15 protein-coding genes and 1 tRNA gene are annotated in these 16,091 nt (G+C 71.3%); 6 read left to right on the top strand and 10 right to left on the bottom strand.

Translation table 11 applies throughout. The annotated features are described in order from the left end of the window. The first annotated feature begins 6 nt into the window (after positions 1-6). The gene (locus tag ACWCPM_RS09275) at positions 7-711 is read left to right on the top strand and encodes a response regulator transcription factor (protein ID WP_450975511.1); all 705 of its coding nucleotides are present in this window, start codon (positions 7-9) and stop codon (positions 709-711) included. Continuing rightward, complete coding sequence (locus ACWCPM_RS09270; protein ID WP_450975510.1) at positions 708-2,117, top strand: sensor histidine kinase; 1,410 nt, start codon at positions 708-710, stop codon at positions 2,115-2,117. The genes ACWCPM_RS09275 and ACWCPM_RS09270 overlap by 4 nt, the downstream gene beginning before the upstream one ends. A gap of 279 nt (positions 2,118-2,396) precedes the next feature. On the opposite strand, the gene ACWCPM_RS09265 is transcribed toward ACWCPM_RS09270, so the two are convergent. The 4 genes from ACWCPM_RS09265 to ACWCPM_RS09250 form a co-directional block, all read right to left on the bottom strand. Continuing rightward, positions 2,397-3,824, bottom strand: coding sequence for a GH1 family beta-glucosidase (locus ACWCPM_RS09265; protein WP_450975509.1), 1,428 nt, complete (start codon positions 3,822-3,824; stop codon positions 2,397-2,399). A 77-nt stretch (positions 3,825-3,901) separates the two neighbouring features. Further along, positions 3,902-4,798, bottom strand: coding sequence for a carbohydrate ABC transporter permease (locus tag ACWCPM_RS09260; protein WP_450975508.1), 897 nt, complete (start codon positions 4,796-4,798; stop codon positions 3,902-3,904). 10 nt (positions 4,799-4,808) lie between these two features. After that, positions 4,809-5,828, bottom strand: a complete 1,020-nt coding sequence (locus ACWCPM_RS09255) for a carbohydrate ABC transporter permease (protein WP_450975507.1) — start codon at positions 5,826-5,828, stop codon at positions 4,809-4,811. 5 nt (positions 5,829-5,833) lie between these two features. After that, positions 5,834-7,138 carry an ABC transporter substrate-binding protein gene (locus ACWCPM_RS09250; RefSeq protein WP_450975506.1) on the bottom strand — a complete coding sequence of 435 codons (1,305 nt, stop codon included), beginning with the start codon at positions 7,136-7,138 and terminating at the stop codon, positions 5,834-5,836. A gap of 341 nt (positions 7,139-7,479) precedes the next feature. On the opposite strand from ACWCPM_RS09250, the gene ACWCPM_RS09245 reads away from it, so the two are divergent. Beyond that, positions 7,480-8,535: a LacI family DNA-binding transcriptional regulator gene (locus ACWCPM_RS09245; protein ID WP_450975505.1), complete on the top strand. Its 1,056-nt coding sequence runs from the start codon at positions 7,480-7,482 to the stop codon at positions 8,533-8,535. A 201-nt stretch (positions 8,536-8,736) separates the two neighbouring features. Further along, complete coding sequence (locus tag ACWCPM_RS09240; protein WP_450975504.1) at positions 8,737-9,033, top strand: hypothetical protein; 297 nt, start codon at positions 8,737-8,739, stop codon at positions 9,031-9,033. Between the two features lie 186 nt (positions 9,034-9,219). On the opposite strand, the gene ACWCPM_RS09235 is transcribed toward ACWCPM_RS09240, so the two are convergent. The 5 genes from ACWCPM_RS09235 to ACWCPM_RS09215 all read right to left on the bottom strand — a co-directional run bounded on the left by ACWCPM_RS09235 (position 9,220) and on the right by ACWCPM_RS09215 (position 12,560). Further along, positions 9,220-9,426, bottom strand: coding sequence for a hypothetical protein (locus ACWCPM_RS09235; protein ID WP_450975503.1), 207 nt, complete (start codon positions 9,424-9,426; stop codon positions 9,220-9,222). A gap of 277 nt (positions 9,427-9,703) precedes the next feature. Continuing rightward, a tRNA-His gene (locus tag ACWCPM_RS09230) sits at positions 9,704-9,776 on the bottom strand. A 108-nt stretch (positions 9,777-9,884) separates the two neighbouring features. Then, positions 9,885-10,493: an oligoribonuclease gene (gene orn, locus ACWCPM_RS09225; RefSeq protein WP_450975502.1), complete on the bottom strand. Its 609-nt coding sequence runs from the start codon at positions 10,491-10,493 to the stop codon at positions 9,885-9,887. Positions 10,494-10,609: 116 nt separating this feature from the next. Continuing rightward, entirely contained in the window at positions 10,610-11,851 is a 1,242-nt protein-coding gene (locus ACWCPM_RS09220; RefSeq protein ID WP_450975501.1) for a helix-turn-helix domain-containing protein, read from the bottom strand. A 376-nt stretch (positions 11,852-12,227) separates the two neighbouring features. Then, positions 12,228-12,560: a hypothetical protein gene (locus tag ACWCPM_RS09215; protein WP_450975500.1), complete on the bottom strand. Its 333-nt coding sequence runs from the start codon at positions 12,558-12,560 to the stop codon at positions 12,228-12,230. Positions 12,561-12,868: 308 nt separating this feature from the next. On the opposite strand from ACWCPM_RS09215, the gene ACWCPM_RS09210 reads away from it, so the two are divergent. After that, entirely contained in the window at positions 12,869-13,396 is a 528-nt protein-coding gene (locus ACWCPM_RS09210) for a universal stress protein (RefSeq protein WP_365449706.1), read from the top strand. A 148-nt stretch (positions 13,397-13,544) separates the two neighbouring features. Next, positions 13,545-14,102 carry a GPR1/FUN34/YaaH family transporter gene (locus ACWCPM_RS09205; RefSeq protein ID WP_450975499.1) on the top strand — a complete coding sequence of 186 codons (558 nt, stop codon included), beginning with the start codon at positions 13,545-13,547 and terminating at the stop codon, positions 14,100-14,102. Between the two features lie 171 nt (positions 14,103-14,273). Here ACWCPM_RS09205 and glmS read toward each other — a convergent pair whose 3' ends face one another. Further along, on the bottom strand, positions 14,274-16,091 hold the full coding sequence (gene glmS / locus ACWCPM_RS09200) for a glutamine--fructose-6-phosphate transaminase (isomerizing) (protein ID WP_450975498.1): 1,818 nt from the start codon (positions 16,089-16,091) through the stop codon (positions 14,274-14,276).

Raw genomic sequence — 16,091 nt, 5'->3', positions numbered from 1 at the left:
CGGCGCATGGCAAGTGTTCTCGTCGTCGAGGACGACCAGTTCGTACGCTCGGCGCTCATCCGGCATCTGACCGACGCCTCGTACACCGTGCGCAGCGTCGGCACGGCGCTGGAAGCGCTGCGCGAGGTCGCGCATTTCCGTTTCGACGTGGTCATCCTGGACCTCGGCCTGCCCGACCTCGACGGCTCCGAGGCACTGAAGATGCTGCGCGGCATCACGGACGTACCGGTGATCATCGCCACCGCGCGCGACGACGAAACGGAGGTCGTCCGGCTGCTGAACGACGGCGCGGACGACTATCTGACCAAGCCCTTCTCCGTTGAGCACCTCTCCGCCCGGATCGCCGCCGTCCTGCGCCGCTCCCGCGCCGCCGTGGGAGACGCCCCGCCGCCACCGGTGCTGCGGGTCGGCGGACTGACGGTGGATCCGCTGCGCCGCCAGGCCGAGCTGGACGGCGCCCGACTGGACCTCACCCGGCGCGAGTTCGACCTGCTGGCCTTCCTGGCCGGGCGGCCCGGGGTCGTCGTCTCCCGCAGGGAACTGCTCGCCGAGGTGTGGCAGCAGTCCTACGGTGACGACCAGACGATCGACGTCCATCTGTCCTGGCTGCGAAGGAAACTGGGCGAGACGGCCGCGCGCCCGCGCTATCTGCACACCCTGCGCGGCGTCGGGGTGAAGCTGGAACACCCGGGAGCGGAGGCGCGGCCATGAGGTGGGCACTGGTCAAGGTCTCGCTGGCGGTCACCGCCATGGTCGTGGTGGCCTTCGCGGTGCCGCTCGGTCTGGTCGTCAGGGAGATGGCTCGCGACCGCGCGTTCTCCGACGCCGAGCGCGACGCGGCCGAGATCGCCCCGGCGCTGTCCATCACCACCGACCGCGACCAGTTGGAGCGCGCGGTCGCCGCCGCGGGTCCGGGCGACGTGATGGCCTTGCACATACCGGGCGGCGAGAGCACACGCGCCGTCGCCGTGGGCCGGCAGCGGGCCGCCGACGTGGACGTCGAGGCCACCCGGGAGCTGGGCCGCGCCTCTACGGCCGCGGCGCCCGGCGGTTCGGTGCTGCTCCAGCCGGTCGCGCTGAGTTCCGGGGAGTTCGCCGTCGTCGAGGTGTTCATCCCCGACGCGGCCGTCACCAGGGGCGTGGGCACGGCGTGGGCGGTGCTCGCCGGGGTCGGGCTCGCGCTGATCGTCGGGTCGGTCGCGGTCGCCGACCGGCTGGGGGCGCGGATGGTGCGCCCGGCGCAGCGGCTGGTCGAGGGCGCGCGCGAGCTGGGCGACGGCCGGCTCGGCGCCAGGGTCCCCGAGGAGGGGCCGCGCGAACTGCGGCTGGCGGCCGTGGCGTTCAACTCGATGGCCGACCAGGTCGTCCAACTGCTCGCGAACGAGCGGGAGCTGGCCGCGGACCTGTCCCACCGGCTGCGGACGCCGCTGACCGTGCTGCGGCTGAACACGGCCTCGCTCGGGGACGGGCCGGCCGCCGAGCAGACCCGGGCCGCGGTGGCACAGCTGGAGCGCGAGGTCGACACGATCATCCGGACCGCCCGGGAGGCCAAGCCGCAGACCGCCGCGGCCGGTCCCGGTGCCGGCTGCGACGCGGCCGAGGTGGTGCGGGAGCGGATGGAGTTCTGGTCGGCGCTGGCCGAGGACGAGGGCCGCAAGGTGCGGACGGCCGGTGTGGACCGGCCGGTGCGCATACCCGTCGCCCGCGCCGACCTGGCCGCCGCCCTCGACGCCCTGCTGGGGAACGTCTTCCGGCACACCCCCGAGGGCACCGCCTTCGCGGTCGACGTGCACAACGGCGAGGACGCGGTGATCGTGCTCGTCTCGGACGCGGGACCCGGCATAGCGGATCCCGAGGCGGCGATGGCGCGCGGCCGGGGCTCCGGCAGCGACGGGTCGACCGGCCTCGGGCTGGACATCGTGCGCCGGCTCGCGGAGGCGACCGGCGGCGACGTACGGATCGGGTCGTCGGTGCTCGGCGGCACCGAAGTGCGGATCTGGATCCAGTTGGACGCGCGCGAGCGGACGCCGGGGCGACGCAGCCACCGCGGGTCCATGAGACGCCGCAGAGCGGGCAGATCGAGCACGACCCTTAAGCGGCCCAGATCACTCCCTTAAGCGCACCATAAGTTCCCGGACGACCGCCCGGATCGAGCGGTTTGCCCGATCCCGGCTCGCTAGGGTGCTGCCCTGTACACGCCCCGCCGCACAGGGCGTGCGCGTTCTCCCAAGCGTCCGCCGTTCGCGGGCGACCGGAAGCGTCCGCCGTTCGCGGGCGACCGGAAGCGTCCGCCGTTCGCGGGCGACCGGAAGCGTCCGCAGTTCGCGGGCGACCCCCGAAGCCCGGGGCGCGGCACTACCCCCCACCGGTGCCGCGTCCCGACCTCCCCGGCCCGGCTACACGCCCTCGACCGGCGGCAGCGTTCCCGACCGCGCCGCCTTCCCGTACCAGTGGGCGCTCGACTTCGGGGTCCGCTCCAGCGTCGCGTAGTCGACGTGGACCGCGCCGAACCGCTTGCCGTAGCCGTACGCCCACTCGAAGTTGTCCATCAGCGACCACAAGTAGTAGCCGCGGACATCGGCGCCGTCCGTCATGGCCCGGCGGACCGCCGCGAGGTGGCCGTGCAGATAGGCGATGCGCTCGGGGTCGTGGACACGGCCTTCGGAGTCGGGCTTGTCGTCGTAGGCGGCGCCGTTCTCGGTGATGTACAGCGGCAGGCCCGGCGCCTCCCGCCGGTAGCGCGTGATCAGCTCGTGCAGGCCGGTCGGGTCGATGGTCCAGCCCATCTCCGTGCGCTCGCCCGGCGTTTGATGGAACGCCACGTCGTCGGCGCCCGGCCAGGGGGAGTGGGCGCTGGCGCCGTGACCGTCGGCGCGCGGACCCTCCGCCTCGGGGGCGGCGGCGGAGACCAGCGTCGGGGTGTAGTAGTTGAGGCCCAGCGCGTCGAGCCGCTGGTGACAGGCCGCCAGGTCGCCGTCCTGGACGAACGACCAGTCCGTCACCGACTCCGTCGCGGCGGCCAGGGTCCGCGGGTAGGCGCCGTGCAGCATCGGGCCGTGGAAGATCCCGTTGGCGAGGTCGTCGATCTTTTGCGCCGCCGCGAGGTCCGCCGGGTCCTGCGAGACCGGGCGCACCACAGAGGAGTTGAGGGACACCGCGACCGCGTTGCGGGCCGGCATCACCGACCTCAGCGCGGAGGTGCCCAGCCCGTGCGCCAGATTCAGATGGTGGGCCGCCCGCAGCGCGGCGGCCGGTTCCGTCCGGCCGGGGGCGTGCACGCCGGAGCCGTACCCGAGGAAGGCGCTGCACCAGGGCTCGTTGAGCGTGATCCACTGCTCCACCCGGTCGCCGAGCGCCTCGCCGACGATCCGCGCGTACTCCGCGAACCGCAACGCCGTGTCCCGCTCCGGCCAGCCGCCCGCGTCCTCCAGCTCCTGCGGCAGGTCCCAGTGGTAAAGGGTGACGGCCGGCTTGATCCCGGCCGCCAGCAGCTCGTCGACCAGCCGCCGGTAGAAGTCGAGCCCGACCTGGACGGCGGGGCCGCGGCCCGTGGGCTGCACCCGCGACCAGGAGACGGAGAACCGGTACGCGGTCAGGCCCAGCCCGGCCATGAGCGCGACGTCCTCGCGGAAGCGGTGGTAGTGGTCGACAGCGATGTCACCGGTGTCGCCGTCGGCCGTCCTGCCCGGCGTATGGCTGAAGGTGTCCCAGATGGACGGGGTGCGGCCGCCCTCCCGCACGGCGCCCTCGATCTGGTAGGCGGAGGTGGCCGCGCCCCAGAGGAAGGCGGGCGGGAAGGACACCGGCGATTCGGGTTCAGGCATGGAAGCGCTCCCAAGGAAGGTCGAGAGAAGAGGGGCCGGGACGGCGGTGGCCCGGCCCCTGCGCGAGAAGGAAGAGGTCAGCCCTTGACCGCGCCCTGCATGATGCCGCCCACGATCTGCTTGCCGAAGATCGCGAAGACCAGCAGCAGCGGCACCGTGCCGAGCAGCGCGCCGGCCATGATCAGGGACTGGTCGGGGGTGTAGCCGCGGCCCAGGCCCGTGACCGCCACCTGCACGGTCGGGTTACCCGTCTGGGTCAGCACCAGGAACGGCCACAGGAAGTCGTTCCACGTCTGGACGAACATCAGCATGCCCAGCACCGCCATCGCCGGCCGCGCCGCCGGGAACACGATGTGCCAGATCACGCGCCAACTGCTCGCGCCGTCCACCCGGGCGGCCTCGATCAGCTCGTCGGGCAGCGCCTGCAGCAGGTACTGGCGCATGAAGAAGACGCCGAAGGCGCTCACGAGCGACGGCAGGATCACCGCCTGGAGCTGGTCTGTCCAGTCCAGCCGGGCGACCATCATGTAGAGCGGGATCACGCTGAGCTGCGGCGGCACCATCATGGTGCCGATGACGACGAGCATCAGCGCGTTACGGCCCCGGAACCGCAGCTTGGCGAAGGCGAACCCGGCGATCGTCGACAGCACCACGATGGTGAGCGCCGAGATCCCGGCCACGATCGTCGTGTTGAGGAACGCCTCGCCGAGGTTGGCGTCCTTCCAGGCGATCTCCAGGTTGTTCATCAGGTTCGAGCCGAACCAGAACGGCGGTGGCGTCTCGGCCAGCCGCTGGTTGTCGCGGGACGCGGCGATCGCCGTCCACACCAGCGGGAACAGCGACCCGATGGTGAACAGGGCGAGGACCGCGTAGGCGACGGGCCCGGCGTGCAGGGTGCCACCGGCGCGCGCGGCCCTGGGACGCCGGGGGTGCCGGACCTCGGCGGTCGGGGGCTCGGTCAGTGTCGTCGTCACGGCCGGTCTCCTAACTACTGGCGCGCAGCCGGCGCGAGATGACGTAGTTGACGATCCCGATCACGATGAGGATCAGGAACATCGTCCAGGCGATGGCGGAGGCGCGGCCCAGGTGCTGGTTGATCCAGCCCTGCTCGTACAGGTACAGGCCGAGCGTCTGGAACTGGTGCTGGGATCCGCCCGAGGCGCCCTTGTTCGCGTCGAACAGCAGCGGCTCTCCGAACAACTGCGAGGCGCCGATGGTCGACACGACGACGGTGAACAGGATCGTCGGCCGCAGCGACGGCAGCGTCACATGGAGGAACTGCCGCCAGCGGCTGGCCCCGTCCAGCGCCGCCGACTCGTAGAGGTCCTGGGGTATCGCCTGCATCGCCGCCAGGTAGATCAGCGCGTTGTAGCCGGTCCAGCGCCAGATGACGATCGTCGAGACGGCGATCTGGGAGGGCCACTTCTCGTTCTGCCAGTCGACGTGTTCGAGACCGACGGCCCCGAGCACCCAGTTGATCATGCCGTAGTCGCGGCCGAAGAGCAGCACGAACACCAGCGACGCCGCGGCGATCGAGGTGGCGTACGGAGCGAGCATCACGACCCGGTAGAAGGTCGAGGCGCGCAGCTTGTAGTTGAGGATGTGGGCCAGACCCATGGCCATCAGCAACTGCGGAACGGTGGAGATGACGCCGATGGTCAGCGTGTTGCCGGCCGCATTCCAGAAGAAGTCGTCGTCGAAGATCCGGGTGTAGTTGCGCAGGCCCACCCAGTTCATGTCGGTGGGCGCCGTCAGCTCCACCTGGTGCAGCGAGGCCCACCCCGTGTAGACCAGCGGAAACAGGCCGAAGGCCAGGAAGAGCAGGAAGAACGGCGAGACGAAGGCGTAGGGGCTCCAGCGCATGTCCCGCTGCCAGCGGCGGGACAGCCGGGCCCGGCGCCGCCGCTCCCGCTCGGAGCCCGGCGCACCGGCCGACGGGCGGGCCGGGGCCGCGCCCCCCTCCGTGGAGGGGGACGCGGCGGCGGTGTCGTGCCCAGTGGTCATACGGGTCACTGATCCAGATTGTTGTCGATGGTCTTCACGGCCGTCTCCCAGGCCTCCTCGGCCGACTTGCCCTGGGCGACCAGGATGACGCCGTTGTCGGTCAGACCCTGCTGGATGATCTGGTCCTTCGGGCCGATCACCTGGACCGGGGCGCTCTTGGCGGCCTCGGCGAAGATCTCGCCGATGGGGGCGTCACCGGTCATCTCGTTCTTGGCGTTCTTGACCACGTCCGTGTCGTACGCGGGCGGCGTGCTCGGGAAGTTGCCCTGCACCTCGAACAGCTTGGCCTGCTGCTCGGGAGCGGTCAGCCAGGCGGCGAGCTTCGCCGCGGCCTCCGTGTTCTTGCCGGACTTGGGCACGGCCAGGAAGGAGCCGCCCCAGTTGCCGGACCTGGGGGCCGCGGCGACGTCCCACTTGCCCGCCGCCTCCGGCTTCGACTTGCCCTTGATGTAGCCGAGCATCCACGGCGGGCAGGACATCGCGGCGAACTTGCTGTTGGCGATGGTCGTGTCCCAGGCGGGCTGGAACTGCGTCTGGTTGCCCACCAGTCCGTCCTCCGCGGCGGCCGCGGTCAGATCGAAGGCGGACTTGACGGCCGGGTTGGTCTTGTAGACGACCTCGCCGGAGGAGTCGTAGAAGCGCTCGGTCTCACTGCTGAGGATCGCCTGGATGAGACCGCCGGGGGAGTCCATGAAGGTGGTGCCGGAGGGCGCCTTCTTCTGGTAGTCGCGTCCGGCGTCGACGAACTTCTCCCAGTCGCCCGCCCACAGCTTGCCGACTTCCTCACGGTCGGTGGGCAGTCCGGCCTTCTCGAACAGGTCCTTGCGGTAGCAGATGGCCATCGGGCCGACGTCGGTGCCGAGACCGATCGTCTGGCCGTCGGCCGTGGCTGCCTGCTTCCACTTCCACTCCAGGTAGTCGCTCTCCTTGCCGTACTTCGACAGGTCGAGCAGCTTGGCGCCCTGGGTCGTGGCGACCTCGGCGATGTTGCCCACCTCGACGGCCTGAATGTCCATCAGGCCGCTGTTGGTGGTGAGGTGGTTGACGAGCGCCGGGTAGTAGTTCTCGTTGCGCTCGGTGACGTTCTCCTTGATGGTGATGTCCGGGTTGAGCTTCATGTACTCGTCGTAGAGACCGGCTTCCTTGAAGCCCATCGTCCCGAACAGGCCCAGGGTGATGGTGGTCTTGCCCTTGCCGTCGCCGGACGAGCCGGAACCGCCTTCGTCGCCGCCGTCGTCGGCACAGCCGGCCAGCAGCCCGGCGCCCAGCGTCGCGATGGCCGCGAGGACCACCGACTTACGTGCTCGCATTGCGTCCTCCTGTTGCCCTGACGTGCCGACCCCCGGCCAACTGCATGGTTGGTCCCGTAAGTTGTTGCGCTGCGGCTCGGGCGGGGTACGTGCGGGATGTGTAGGTGCCAGGTACCGTGGGAGCGCTCCCACAAGTGATGGGTTGAAGAGTCGTCGCTTCCCGTGGGGGTGTCAAGGGAGCGGGCGACGGGAGATGCGTTCAGTTATCGGGCCGTTAACTGGAATTCGAGGGTCCGGTACGCCCGGCGCGGGCCCGTCAGGGGCGCCTGCGCGACGGTCGCCCCAGCACACGGGGCTGTTACATTCCAGGCCAGCGTGATGAACGGCGGAAGGCGGAGCCCATGGCAAGCCACGGAGCGCGGGGCCGGAGCGGCGGGCGGCCGACCCTGGAGGAGGTCGCCGCGCGCGCGGGCGTCGGCCGGGGCACGGTCTCCCGGGTGATCAACGGCTCCCCCCGGGTCAGCGACGCGACCCGCGCCGCCGTCCAGGCGGCGGTCGCCGAACTCGGCTACGTCCCGAACACCGCCGCCCGTGCGCTGGCCGCCAACCGCACCGACGCGATCGCCCTCGTCGTCCCCGAGCCGGAGACCCGCTTCTTCGCCGAACCGTACTTCTCGGACATGCTGCGCGGTGTCGGTGCCGAACTGTCCGACACCGAGATGCAACTGCTGCTGATCTTCGCGGGCAGCGACCGCGAGCGCCGGCGCCTGGCGCAGTACCTCGCGGCACACCGGGTGGACGGTGTCCTGCTGGTCTCGGTGCACGCGGACGACCCGCTGCCCGACCTGCTGTCCCAGCTGGAGATCCCGGCGGTGATCAGCGGCCCGCGGTCCGCCGAGGAGACCCTCGCCTCGGTGGACTCCGACAACTACGGCGGCGCCCGTTCCGCGGTGGAGCACCTGGCCGCCCGGGGGCGCCGGCACATCGCGCACATCACCGGCCGCCTCGACGTCTACGGCGCCCAGCGGCGCATCGACGGCTACCGCGACGCCCTGCGTGACGCCGGGCACCCCGCGGACCGACAGCTGATCGAGCCGGGCGACTTCACCGAGGAGGGCGGCCGGCGCGCCATGACGGAGCTGCTCGCCCGCGCCCCCGGCCTGGACGCGGTCTTCGCGGCCTCCGACGTGACGGCGGCCGGCGCCCGCCAGGCCCTGCGCGAGGCCGGGCGGCGTATCCCCGAGGACGTGGCCCTGGTCGGCTACGACGACTCGGCGATCGCCCGCCACATGGACCCGCCGCTCACCAGTGTCCGCCAGCCGATAGTGGAGATGGGCCGGAGCATGATCGACCTGCTGCTCACCGAGATCGCCGACCGGCGCCCCGCGATGTCCCGGGGGCCGCAGCGACGCCAGATGGTCCTGGCGACGGAGCTGGTGGAGCGCGCTTCCTCGTAGGGTCGGGTCCTTGTGGGGTCGGCTCCTCGTAGGGGTGCCTCCTTCGTAGGGCGGCCCCTCGTGGGGGCGGTGGCGCGGCGTCGTCCGGAGCCGTGCGGGCCGGCGGTGGGTGCGGGGCCGGGTTGCGCCGGGTGAGTCAGGGCGCCGCCCGGACGGCCCGGTCGGGACGCGTGCCGCCGGGGCCGCGCATAAGATCCGCGCGTGGCACACACCTTCGAGGAACTTCTGGCGAAACAACGGGCGGCGGACGAGGCGCACACCAGGGTCCTGGAGCTTCGGGACTCCTACGGTGCGCCGACCCGGGAGGGCGGCTGGAACGCGCCTCAGCGCGAGACGTACGAGACCGCCTGGCGGGCCTGGCGCGACCTGGACCGCGATCTGGGTCAGACGGTGACCGAGTACGCGAAGGAGAAGGGGACGACGCGCTCGGAGGTCGAGGCCGAGCTGCGCAGGGTCCTGCCCGACCCGGAGGCGCACCGGGACTCGGCCGAGGACTGATCGTCCGGAGGCCACGCATGGGGGGAGGGACCGGGAGCCGGCGAATGACCGGGCCCCTGCCGGCCCGACAGGACAAAAGCCCCGGCCGTTGTCGGACGGCCGGGGCTCCTCTCACCTCGCGGGGCCGGGAGGGGACTCCAGGGGTTGACCCCGTGAGGGAGCGCCGGGGGAGCGGCGCCGTGCGGGTCAGGCCTTCCGGTCTCTCCTGACGCGGTCCTCACGCGGCACCGTGATCACCAGGACGTCGGCGCTGGGCGCTGTCCACTGGCGGGCCCATGTGTGCACGGGCCGCAGGATGTACGTCCCGTTCCTCACGTCCGTGATGACGCCCTCCTTGTCCGCGTTGGAGTCGTACACCTGATCCCCGACCCAGGGGGAGTGCTCCTCGGTCACCGGACCTCCCCGTCGCGGCGCTGGTCGCCCTCGGCGGGGAAGCCCCACCGGGAACGTGTGATCGCGTGGAACGTCCGGCGCGGCGGACCGCCCCCTGTGTGTTTCGAAGCCCAGACCTTCACGGAGGGGGATTCCCCGGCGGAGGCCCCGTTGGATGCACCGCACGGGGTGCAGTCGTCCGGTGCTCGCCCGGGGCGTCCTCGAAGGGGCCGGTCACGCGGGGAAAAGAAAGAGGCCGATGATCTGTGTCGAGCAGATCATCGGCCTCTTCGGCGAGGGTGAGTGACGGGACTCGAACCCGCGGCATCCTGGACCACAACCAGGTGCTCTACCAGCTGAGCTACACCCACCATGACCGGCGGTTCTACTGTCGCTTCCCCGACCGGCCGAGAAAAAGTGTACAGGCTCCGAAGGGGTGCTCGCGCACGGGTTTCGCGGCGCCCCTCACACGGGCTGTTTCAGGCGGGCTGAGCAGGCAGGACGTGCTTGGCCGCGATCGCCTTGGCGGTGTCGGAGTCGGGGCCCGGCTGCGGCACGAAGACGGCCTCGCGGTAGTAGCGCAGTTCCGCGATGGACTCGCGGATGTCGGCCAGGGCGCGGTGGTTGCCGTTCTTCTCGGGACTGTTGAAGTAGGCCCGCGGGTACCAGCGGCGGGCCAGCTCCTTGACGCTGGAGACGTCGACGATGCGGTAGTGGAGGTAGTCCTCCAGCGTGGGCATGTCGCGCAGCAGGAAACCGCGGTCGGTGCCGACCGAGTTGCCGCACAGCGGCGCCTTGCCGGGCTCCTTGACGTGCTCACGCACGTAGGCGAGGACCTGGGCCTCGGCGTCCGCGAGGGTCGTGCCGCCCTCGAGCTCCGCGAGCAGACCGGACGCGGTGTGCATCTGACGGACCACCTCCGGCATCGTCTCCAGCGCCCGGTCCGGCGGGCGGACGACGATGTCGACCCCCTCGCCGAGTACGTTCAGCTCGGAGTCGGTGACGAGGGCGGCAACCTCGATGAGAGCGTCGTCGGACAGCGAGAGACCGGTCATCTCGCAGTCGATCCACACCATGCGATCGTTCATGCGTCCACCCTACGGCCGAGTTGCCTGCGTGAGGTCCGTCGCGCGGGCGTCGAAACCGTACCGGGGTCCACAGGGCGGGTTCGCGCCCTGTGGACCCCGTCACACCGTCGCGGCCGTCACGAACCGCTTCGCTGCCCCGGCAGGCTGGCCCGGGCGTACGTCTCCCGGGCGTGGTCCCCCGGCAGGGACGCGGAGCCGACCGCAGCCGTGCGGCGTGCCTGGATCGGCACCGGGCCGTCCGGGTGCAGCGGGGCGGACGGCGGGCCGGCCTGCTGCGGTGGGCCGGACATCGGCGCGGACGTCCCCGGGGGGCCGTCGCCGTCCGGGATGCGCTCGGACGGCGGGCGGCGTGCTCGGTACGCCGCCCGGTACGCGGCCGGGGACGAGCCGAGCTGGCGGCGGAAGTGACCGCGCAGCGCGACCGGCGAGCGGAAGCCGCAGCGGCCCGCCACCTCGTCCACCGAGTAGTCCGAGGTCTCCAGAAGGCGCTGCGCCTGGAGCACCCGCTGGGTGATCAGCCACTGCAGCGGCGCGCTGCCCGTCAGCGAGCGGAAGCGGCGGTCGAACGTACGACGGCTCATGTACGCGCGGGCCGCCAGCGTCTCCACGTCGAACTGCTCGTGGAGGTGTTCCAGCGCCCAGGCGACGACCTCGGCGAGCGGGTCGGCGCCGATCTCCTCAGGTAAAGACCGATCGAGGTAGCGCTCCTGTCCGCCGGTCCGGCGCGGCGGGACCACCAGCCGGCGGGCCAGCGCGCCGGCCGCCTCGTTGCCGTGGTCCGTCCGCACGATGTGCAGACAGAGATCGATTCCGGCCGCCGTGCCCGCGGAGGTCAGCACGTCGCCGTCGTCGACGAACAGCTCCCGGGGGTCCACATGGACCGACGGGTAGCGCTTCGCCAGTGTCGGCGCGTACATCCAGTGCGTGGTGGCCGGGCGGCTGTCCAGCAGGCCCGCCGCGGCGAGGACGAACGCCCCCGTGCACAGGCCCACGATCCGGGCGCCCTCCTCGTGCGCGCGCCGCAGCGCGTCGAGCGCCTCCTCCGGCGGCGGCGAGGTGATCGACCGCCAGGCGGGCACGACGACCGTGCCCGCGCGCGAGATCGCTTCCAGGCCATGCGGCGCGGTGAGTTCCAGGCCCCCTGTGGTCCGCAGGGGGCCTTCCTCGCCCGCGCACACCAGCAGTCGGTAACGGGGCACGCCGGCGTCCTGGCGGTCGATCCCGAACACCGACAGCGGTATGGAACTCTCGAAGATGGGGCCGCCGCTGAACAGCAGCACCGCGACGATCTCCTTGCGGCGGCGCCCGGACAGTTTCCGGCCCGCGGTGTCCGGCGCGGCAGTGGAGTCGTGGCTCATACTGCTAAGCCCCCCTTGGTGGTCGCGGCTCCTCGGTTGTGTCGCTCCTGCACGTTTCCCCTCGGTCCTGCACGAGTCCCCCGCCGTAACAGTCAAGATCGAATCTACTGGGTCGCGTTGTGCCGGCGTGGCCAGTTCGTCACCCGGCACATTGTCGACTTGGCAACTTGGCGTGAAGCATTCGATCACGAAGCGTTGCATCAGCGGGCCGCGCAGGGAAGTGCGCCTTGTCGCGGTGGCCAATCCGCATAGGGTGCGCGCGCCCCCCGGCGCCCTTTCCGCGCAGGTCGAACCGGGGTTGGGGGGTGTCGAGGGGTGCTGATGCACACTCCTCGGAAGTTGGCTGAAAATATACGGGCGCGTGCGCGGAAACCGGTCAGCCGACCGGTGTATGCCCGCCAGGTCGTCGCCCACCCCTGTGTGCCCCCGAACCGCTGTGCTGATGCCGGCCCCGGTGCGGCGCCCCCTCCGCGGCCCGCAGCCGCGCGGCGCCGCGCTCGGACCCGCGCAGCAGCGCCCGGCACACGGCCGTGACGGCGGCGAGGCCGACAGCGGTGCCCGCGGCGCCCGCGAGGGAACTGCCGCACCACAGGAGGACCACCGGCACGAGCAGGCAGCTGAAGGCGGCCCACCGTACGAGGTCGGTCACCGCGTCCGGTCCGGACGCGGTCCCGGGGCGCGTCTCGGAGGTCGGCCGGGTTGCGGACATCACTACTCCCTGTGCTGGCGGGCTCACGTGGATCAACGCACGTCGCACCGGTCGGTCACTGCCACGCGGGGCCGGGGCGGCGGCGTGGGTGAATCCTGTGCGAACCGCCTGTACGGGGCAGCAAGCATTGCGTTACGGGCGGCCCCTCGTGCATGCTCCCTGGAACCCGCCGCGGACGTGAGCGGATTCCGGGCGAAGGAGGCGTGCCGCCCTACCCTTGGGGGTATGGGGTTGGGAAGATTGATCCCGGACACAGCTCCACCGCACAGTGCCGTTCCCCCATAAAGGATCACAACGCCGAGACAGCCATGGCCGGTCACGAATTCTTTGAACCCGCGGACCGCAAGCGGCCGGTCGCCGACCCTACGGCGGCCGATCCCCTGGCGGCGGAAGAGTCGCGCCACGCGTGCGATCCCGCCTTCAAGCACGGTGTGGTCGTCGGCTTCGACGGCTCCACCTCCTCCGAGCGCGCCCTCGCGTACGCGATCGGGATGGCGTTGCGCTCCGGCTCGGGCCTGATCATCGTCCATGTGGCCAATCGGCTGCCCACCACGGTGTGGGCGGGCTGCGAGCCACCCGTCTTCGTCGACGTGCCGGACCATCGCACCGAGGTCCTCGGTCTGGAACTGGCCTGCGCCGACTATCTCGCCGAGGTGCCCTGGATCCTGGTCGAGCGTGGCGGGGACATCTGCCACGAACTCGAGGAGGTCGGGCGGGAGTACGAGGCGGACGCGATCGTCGTCGGCTCCACGCACGGCATCGTGGGGCGCATTTTCGGCTCTGTCGCGGGACGGTTGGCCAAGCGCGCCAGGCGTCCGGTCGTTGTCATTCCGTAACTCCCCGTTGGCCCAGGTGAGATGCCCCGTGGGCAGGGCCGGCCCCCTTTGCGCGTCCCCCGAATCTACTGGCGCGTAGATGTGTTTGTGCTCTTGTGAAGGGCATATATCGGTCACCACAACTGCACAGGCATGAAGGGAGCCCGCCGTGGACAACGTCGTCTCTGCGGGAAGCACCACCACGATCGTCGGCCGACTCGCACTCGGTGTCACCCTGCTGGCCGTCGGCCTCGGTTACACCGGGCTGATCGACGGAGTGACGGCGGCGGACGCCGTGACACTGGCTCACTACGTAGGCGGCGTGGCGCTGTTCGTCGCCGGACTGCTCGCGTTCCGGGAGAGCGACGCCGGGACCGGCACCGCGTTCGCCGCGCTCGGCGCGCTCTGGTTCACCTGGGCGGTCTCGCCCGAGGTCTCCGCCAACGGCGCAGGGCTGTTCCTGCTGCTGTTCGCCCTCGTCGTCCTCACCCTCACGCTCGCCGGGGGCGACACTCTCGGGCAGGCCATGTACGGACTGTTCTTCGTCGCGCTGCTGCTGCTCGCCATCGGGCAGTTCGCGGACAGCGGGGCGCTGGGCAAGGCCGGTGGCTGGTTCGCCGTCGCCTCCGGTGCCGTCGCCTGGTACGCGGCGACCGCGGCGCTGGCGCACTGGCCGACGGCTCTTCCGCGACGCGCCGCGGGCCGGGGGGTGACGGCTGCCGGCTAGCGGCGCGGGCCGGGGAGTTGGGCGGCTTCCCGGCACATGGGACGGGCCCCCGCGTGAGGTGGCGCACGCGGGGGCCCGTCCTGTCGTCCTGCCGGTGCGGGTGCGCCGTGGTTTCTCGCGCAGTTCCCCGCGCCCCTGAAGGCAGGGGCTGCGCCCCTGCAAAGGGGACGACTACTCGACCGTCACCGACTTCGCGAGGTTGCGGGGCTTGTCGATGTCGCGGCCGAGGGCCAGGGCCGTGTGGTAGGCGAGGAGTTGGAGGGGGATGCCCATCAGGATCGGGTCGAGCTCGTCCTCGTTCTTCGGGACCAGGATCGTGCGGTCGGCCTTCTCCTGCTCGCGGTGGGCGACCGCCAGGATCTTGCCGCTGCGGGCCTTGATCTCCTCCATCGCGGCGCGGTTCTTCTCCAGCAGGTCGTCGTCCGGGACGATCGCGACCGTCGGGAGCGCGGGCTCGATCAGGGCGAGCGGGCCGTGCTTCAACTCGGAGGCGGGGTACGCCTCGGCGTGGATGTAGGAGACCTCCTTGAGCTTGAGGGAGGCCTCGCGGGCGACCGGGTAGCCGCGGACCCGGCCGATGAAGAGCATCGAGCGGGCGTCGGCGTACTCCTTGGCCAGTTCCTCGATCTCGCCCTCGTGCTCCATCATCTCGGCGATCTGCGCGGGCAGCTTGCGCAGGCCCTCGATGATCCGCTTGCCGTCGCGCACGGAGAGGTCGCGGGTGCGGCCGAGGTGCAGGGCCAGCAGGGCGAAGGCCACGCAGGTGTTGGTGAAGCACTTCGTGGAGACCACGCAGACCTCGGGGCCGGCGTGCACGTAGATACCGCCGTCGGCCTCGCGGGCGATCGCCGAGCCGACGACGTTCACGATGCCCAGCACCCGGGCGCCCTTGCGCTTCAGCTCCTGGACGGCCGCCAGCACGTCGTAGGTCTCACCGGACTGGGAGACGGCGATGTAGAGGGTGTCGGGGTCGACGACCGCGTCGCGGTAGCGGAACTCCGAGGCGGGCTCGGCGTCCGCGGGGATGCGGGCGAGCTCCTCGATCATCTGGGCGCCGATCATGCCGGCGTGGTACGAGGTGCCGCAGCCGAGGATCTTGACCCGGCGGATCCGGCGGGCCTCGCGGGCGTCGAGGTTCAGACCGCCGAGGCGCACGGTGGAGAAGCGGTCGTCGATCCGGCCGCGCAGGACGCGGTCCACGGCCTCGGCCTGCTCGTGGATCTCCTTGTGCATATAGGTGTCGTGGCCGCCCATGTCGTAGGAGGCGGCCTCCCACTCCACGGTGGTGGGCTCGGCCGTCGTCCGGGTGCCCTCGGTGGTGTAGGTGCGGAAGTCGTCGGCCTTGAGGGTGGCCATCTCGCCGTCGTCGAGGGTCACTATCTGCCGGGTGTGGGTGACCAGCGCGGCGATGTCCGAGGCGACGAACATCTCCTTCTCGCCGATGCCGAGGACGACGGGGGAGCCGTTGCGGGCGACGACGATGCGGTCCGGGAAGTCGGCGTGCAGGACGGCGATGCCGTAGGTGCCCTCGATGAGGCGGAGGATCTCGCGGACCTTGTCCTCCAGCTTCTCGGCCCGTGAGCGGGCGATCAGGTGGACGAGGACCTCGGTGTCGGTCTCGGAGAGGAACTCGACGCCGTCCGCCTCCAGTTTGCGGCGCAGGTCGGAGGCGTTGTCGATGATGCCGTTGTGGACGACGGCGACCTTGCCCTCGGCGTCCAGGTGCGGGTGGGCGTTGACGTCGGACGGGGCGCCGTGGGTGGCCCAGCGGGTGTGGGCGATACCGGTGGTGCCCTTGAAGCGCGCCGGGACCTTGGCCTCCAGATCGCGGACCCGGCCCTTGGCCTTGACCATCTTCAGGCCGGCGGCCTTGGGGGAGGTGACGACGATGCCGGCCGAGTCGTAGCCGCGGTACTCCAGGCGCTGGAGGCCCTCCAGGAGCAGGGGCGCGACGTCACGCTTCCCGATGTATCCGACGATTCCGCACAT

The sequence above is a fragment of the Streptomyces sp. NPDC002309 genome (assembly GCF_053593375.1).
The sequence above is the reverse complement of the archived record's forward strand: the minus strand, read 5'-3'. Positions and strand labels throughout refer to the sequence as shown.

Excerpts from the sequence above, each read along its gene's own strand:
- glmS (WP_450975498.1), bottom strand. The coding sequence starts at position 16,091 with ATGTGCGGAATCGTCGGATACATCGGGAAGCGTGACGTCGCGCCCCTG.
- ACWCPM_RS09215 (WP_450975500.1), bottom strand. The coding sequence starts at position 12,560 with ATGTCCGCAACCCGGCCGACCTCCGAGACGCGCCCCGGGACCGCGTCC.
- ACWCPM_RS09245 (WP_450975505.1), top strand. The coding sequence starts at position 7,480 with ATGGCAAGCCACGGAGCGCGGGGCCGGAGCGGCGGGCGGCCGACCCTG.
- ACWCPM_RS09250 (WP_450975506.1), bottom strand. The coding sequence starts at position 7,138 with ATGCGAGCACGTAAGTCGGTGGTCCTCGCGGCCATCGCGACGCTGGGC.
- ACWCPM_RS09275 (WP_450975511.1), top strand. The coding sequence starts at position 7 with ATGGCAAGTGTTCTCGTCGTCGAGGACGACCAGTTCGTACGCTCGGCG.
- orn (WP_450975502.1), bottom strand. The coding sequence starts at position 10,493 with ATGAACGATCGCATGGTGTGGATCGACTGCGAGATGACCGGTCTCTCG.
- ACWCPM_RS09210 (WP_365449706.1), top strand. The coding sequence starts at position 12,869 with ATGGCCGGTCACGAATTCTTTGAACCCGCGGACCGCAAGCGGCCGGTC.
- ACWCPM_RS09265 (WP_450975509.1), bottom strand. The coding sequence starts at position 3,824 with ATGCCTGAACCCGAATCGCCGGTGTCCTTCCCGCCCGCCTTCCTCTGG.
- ACWCPM_RS09270 (WP_450975510.1), top strand. The coding sequence starts at position 708 with ATGAGGTGGGCACTGGTCAAGGTCTCGCTGGCGGTCACCGCCATGGTC.
- ACWCPM_RS09220 (WP_450975501.1), bottom strand. The coding sequence starts at position 11,851 with ATGAGCCACGACTCCACTGCCGCGCCGGACACCGCGGGCCGGAAACTG.
- ACWCPM_RS09255 (WP_450975507.1), bottom strand. The coding sequence starts at position 5,828 with ATGACCACTGGGCACGACACCGCCGCCGCGTCCCCCTCCACGGAGGGG.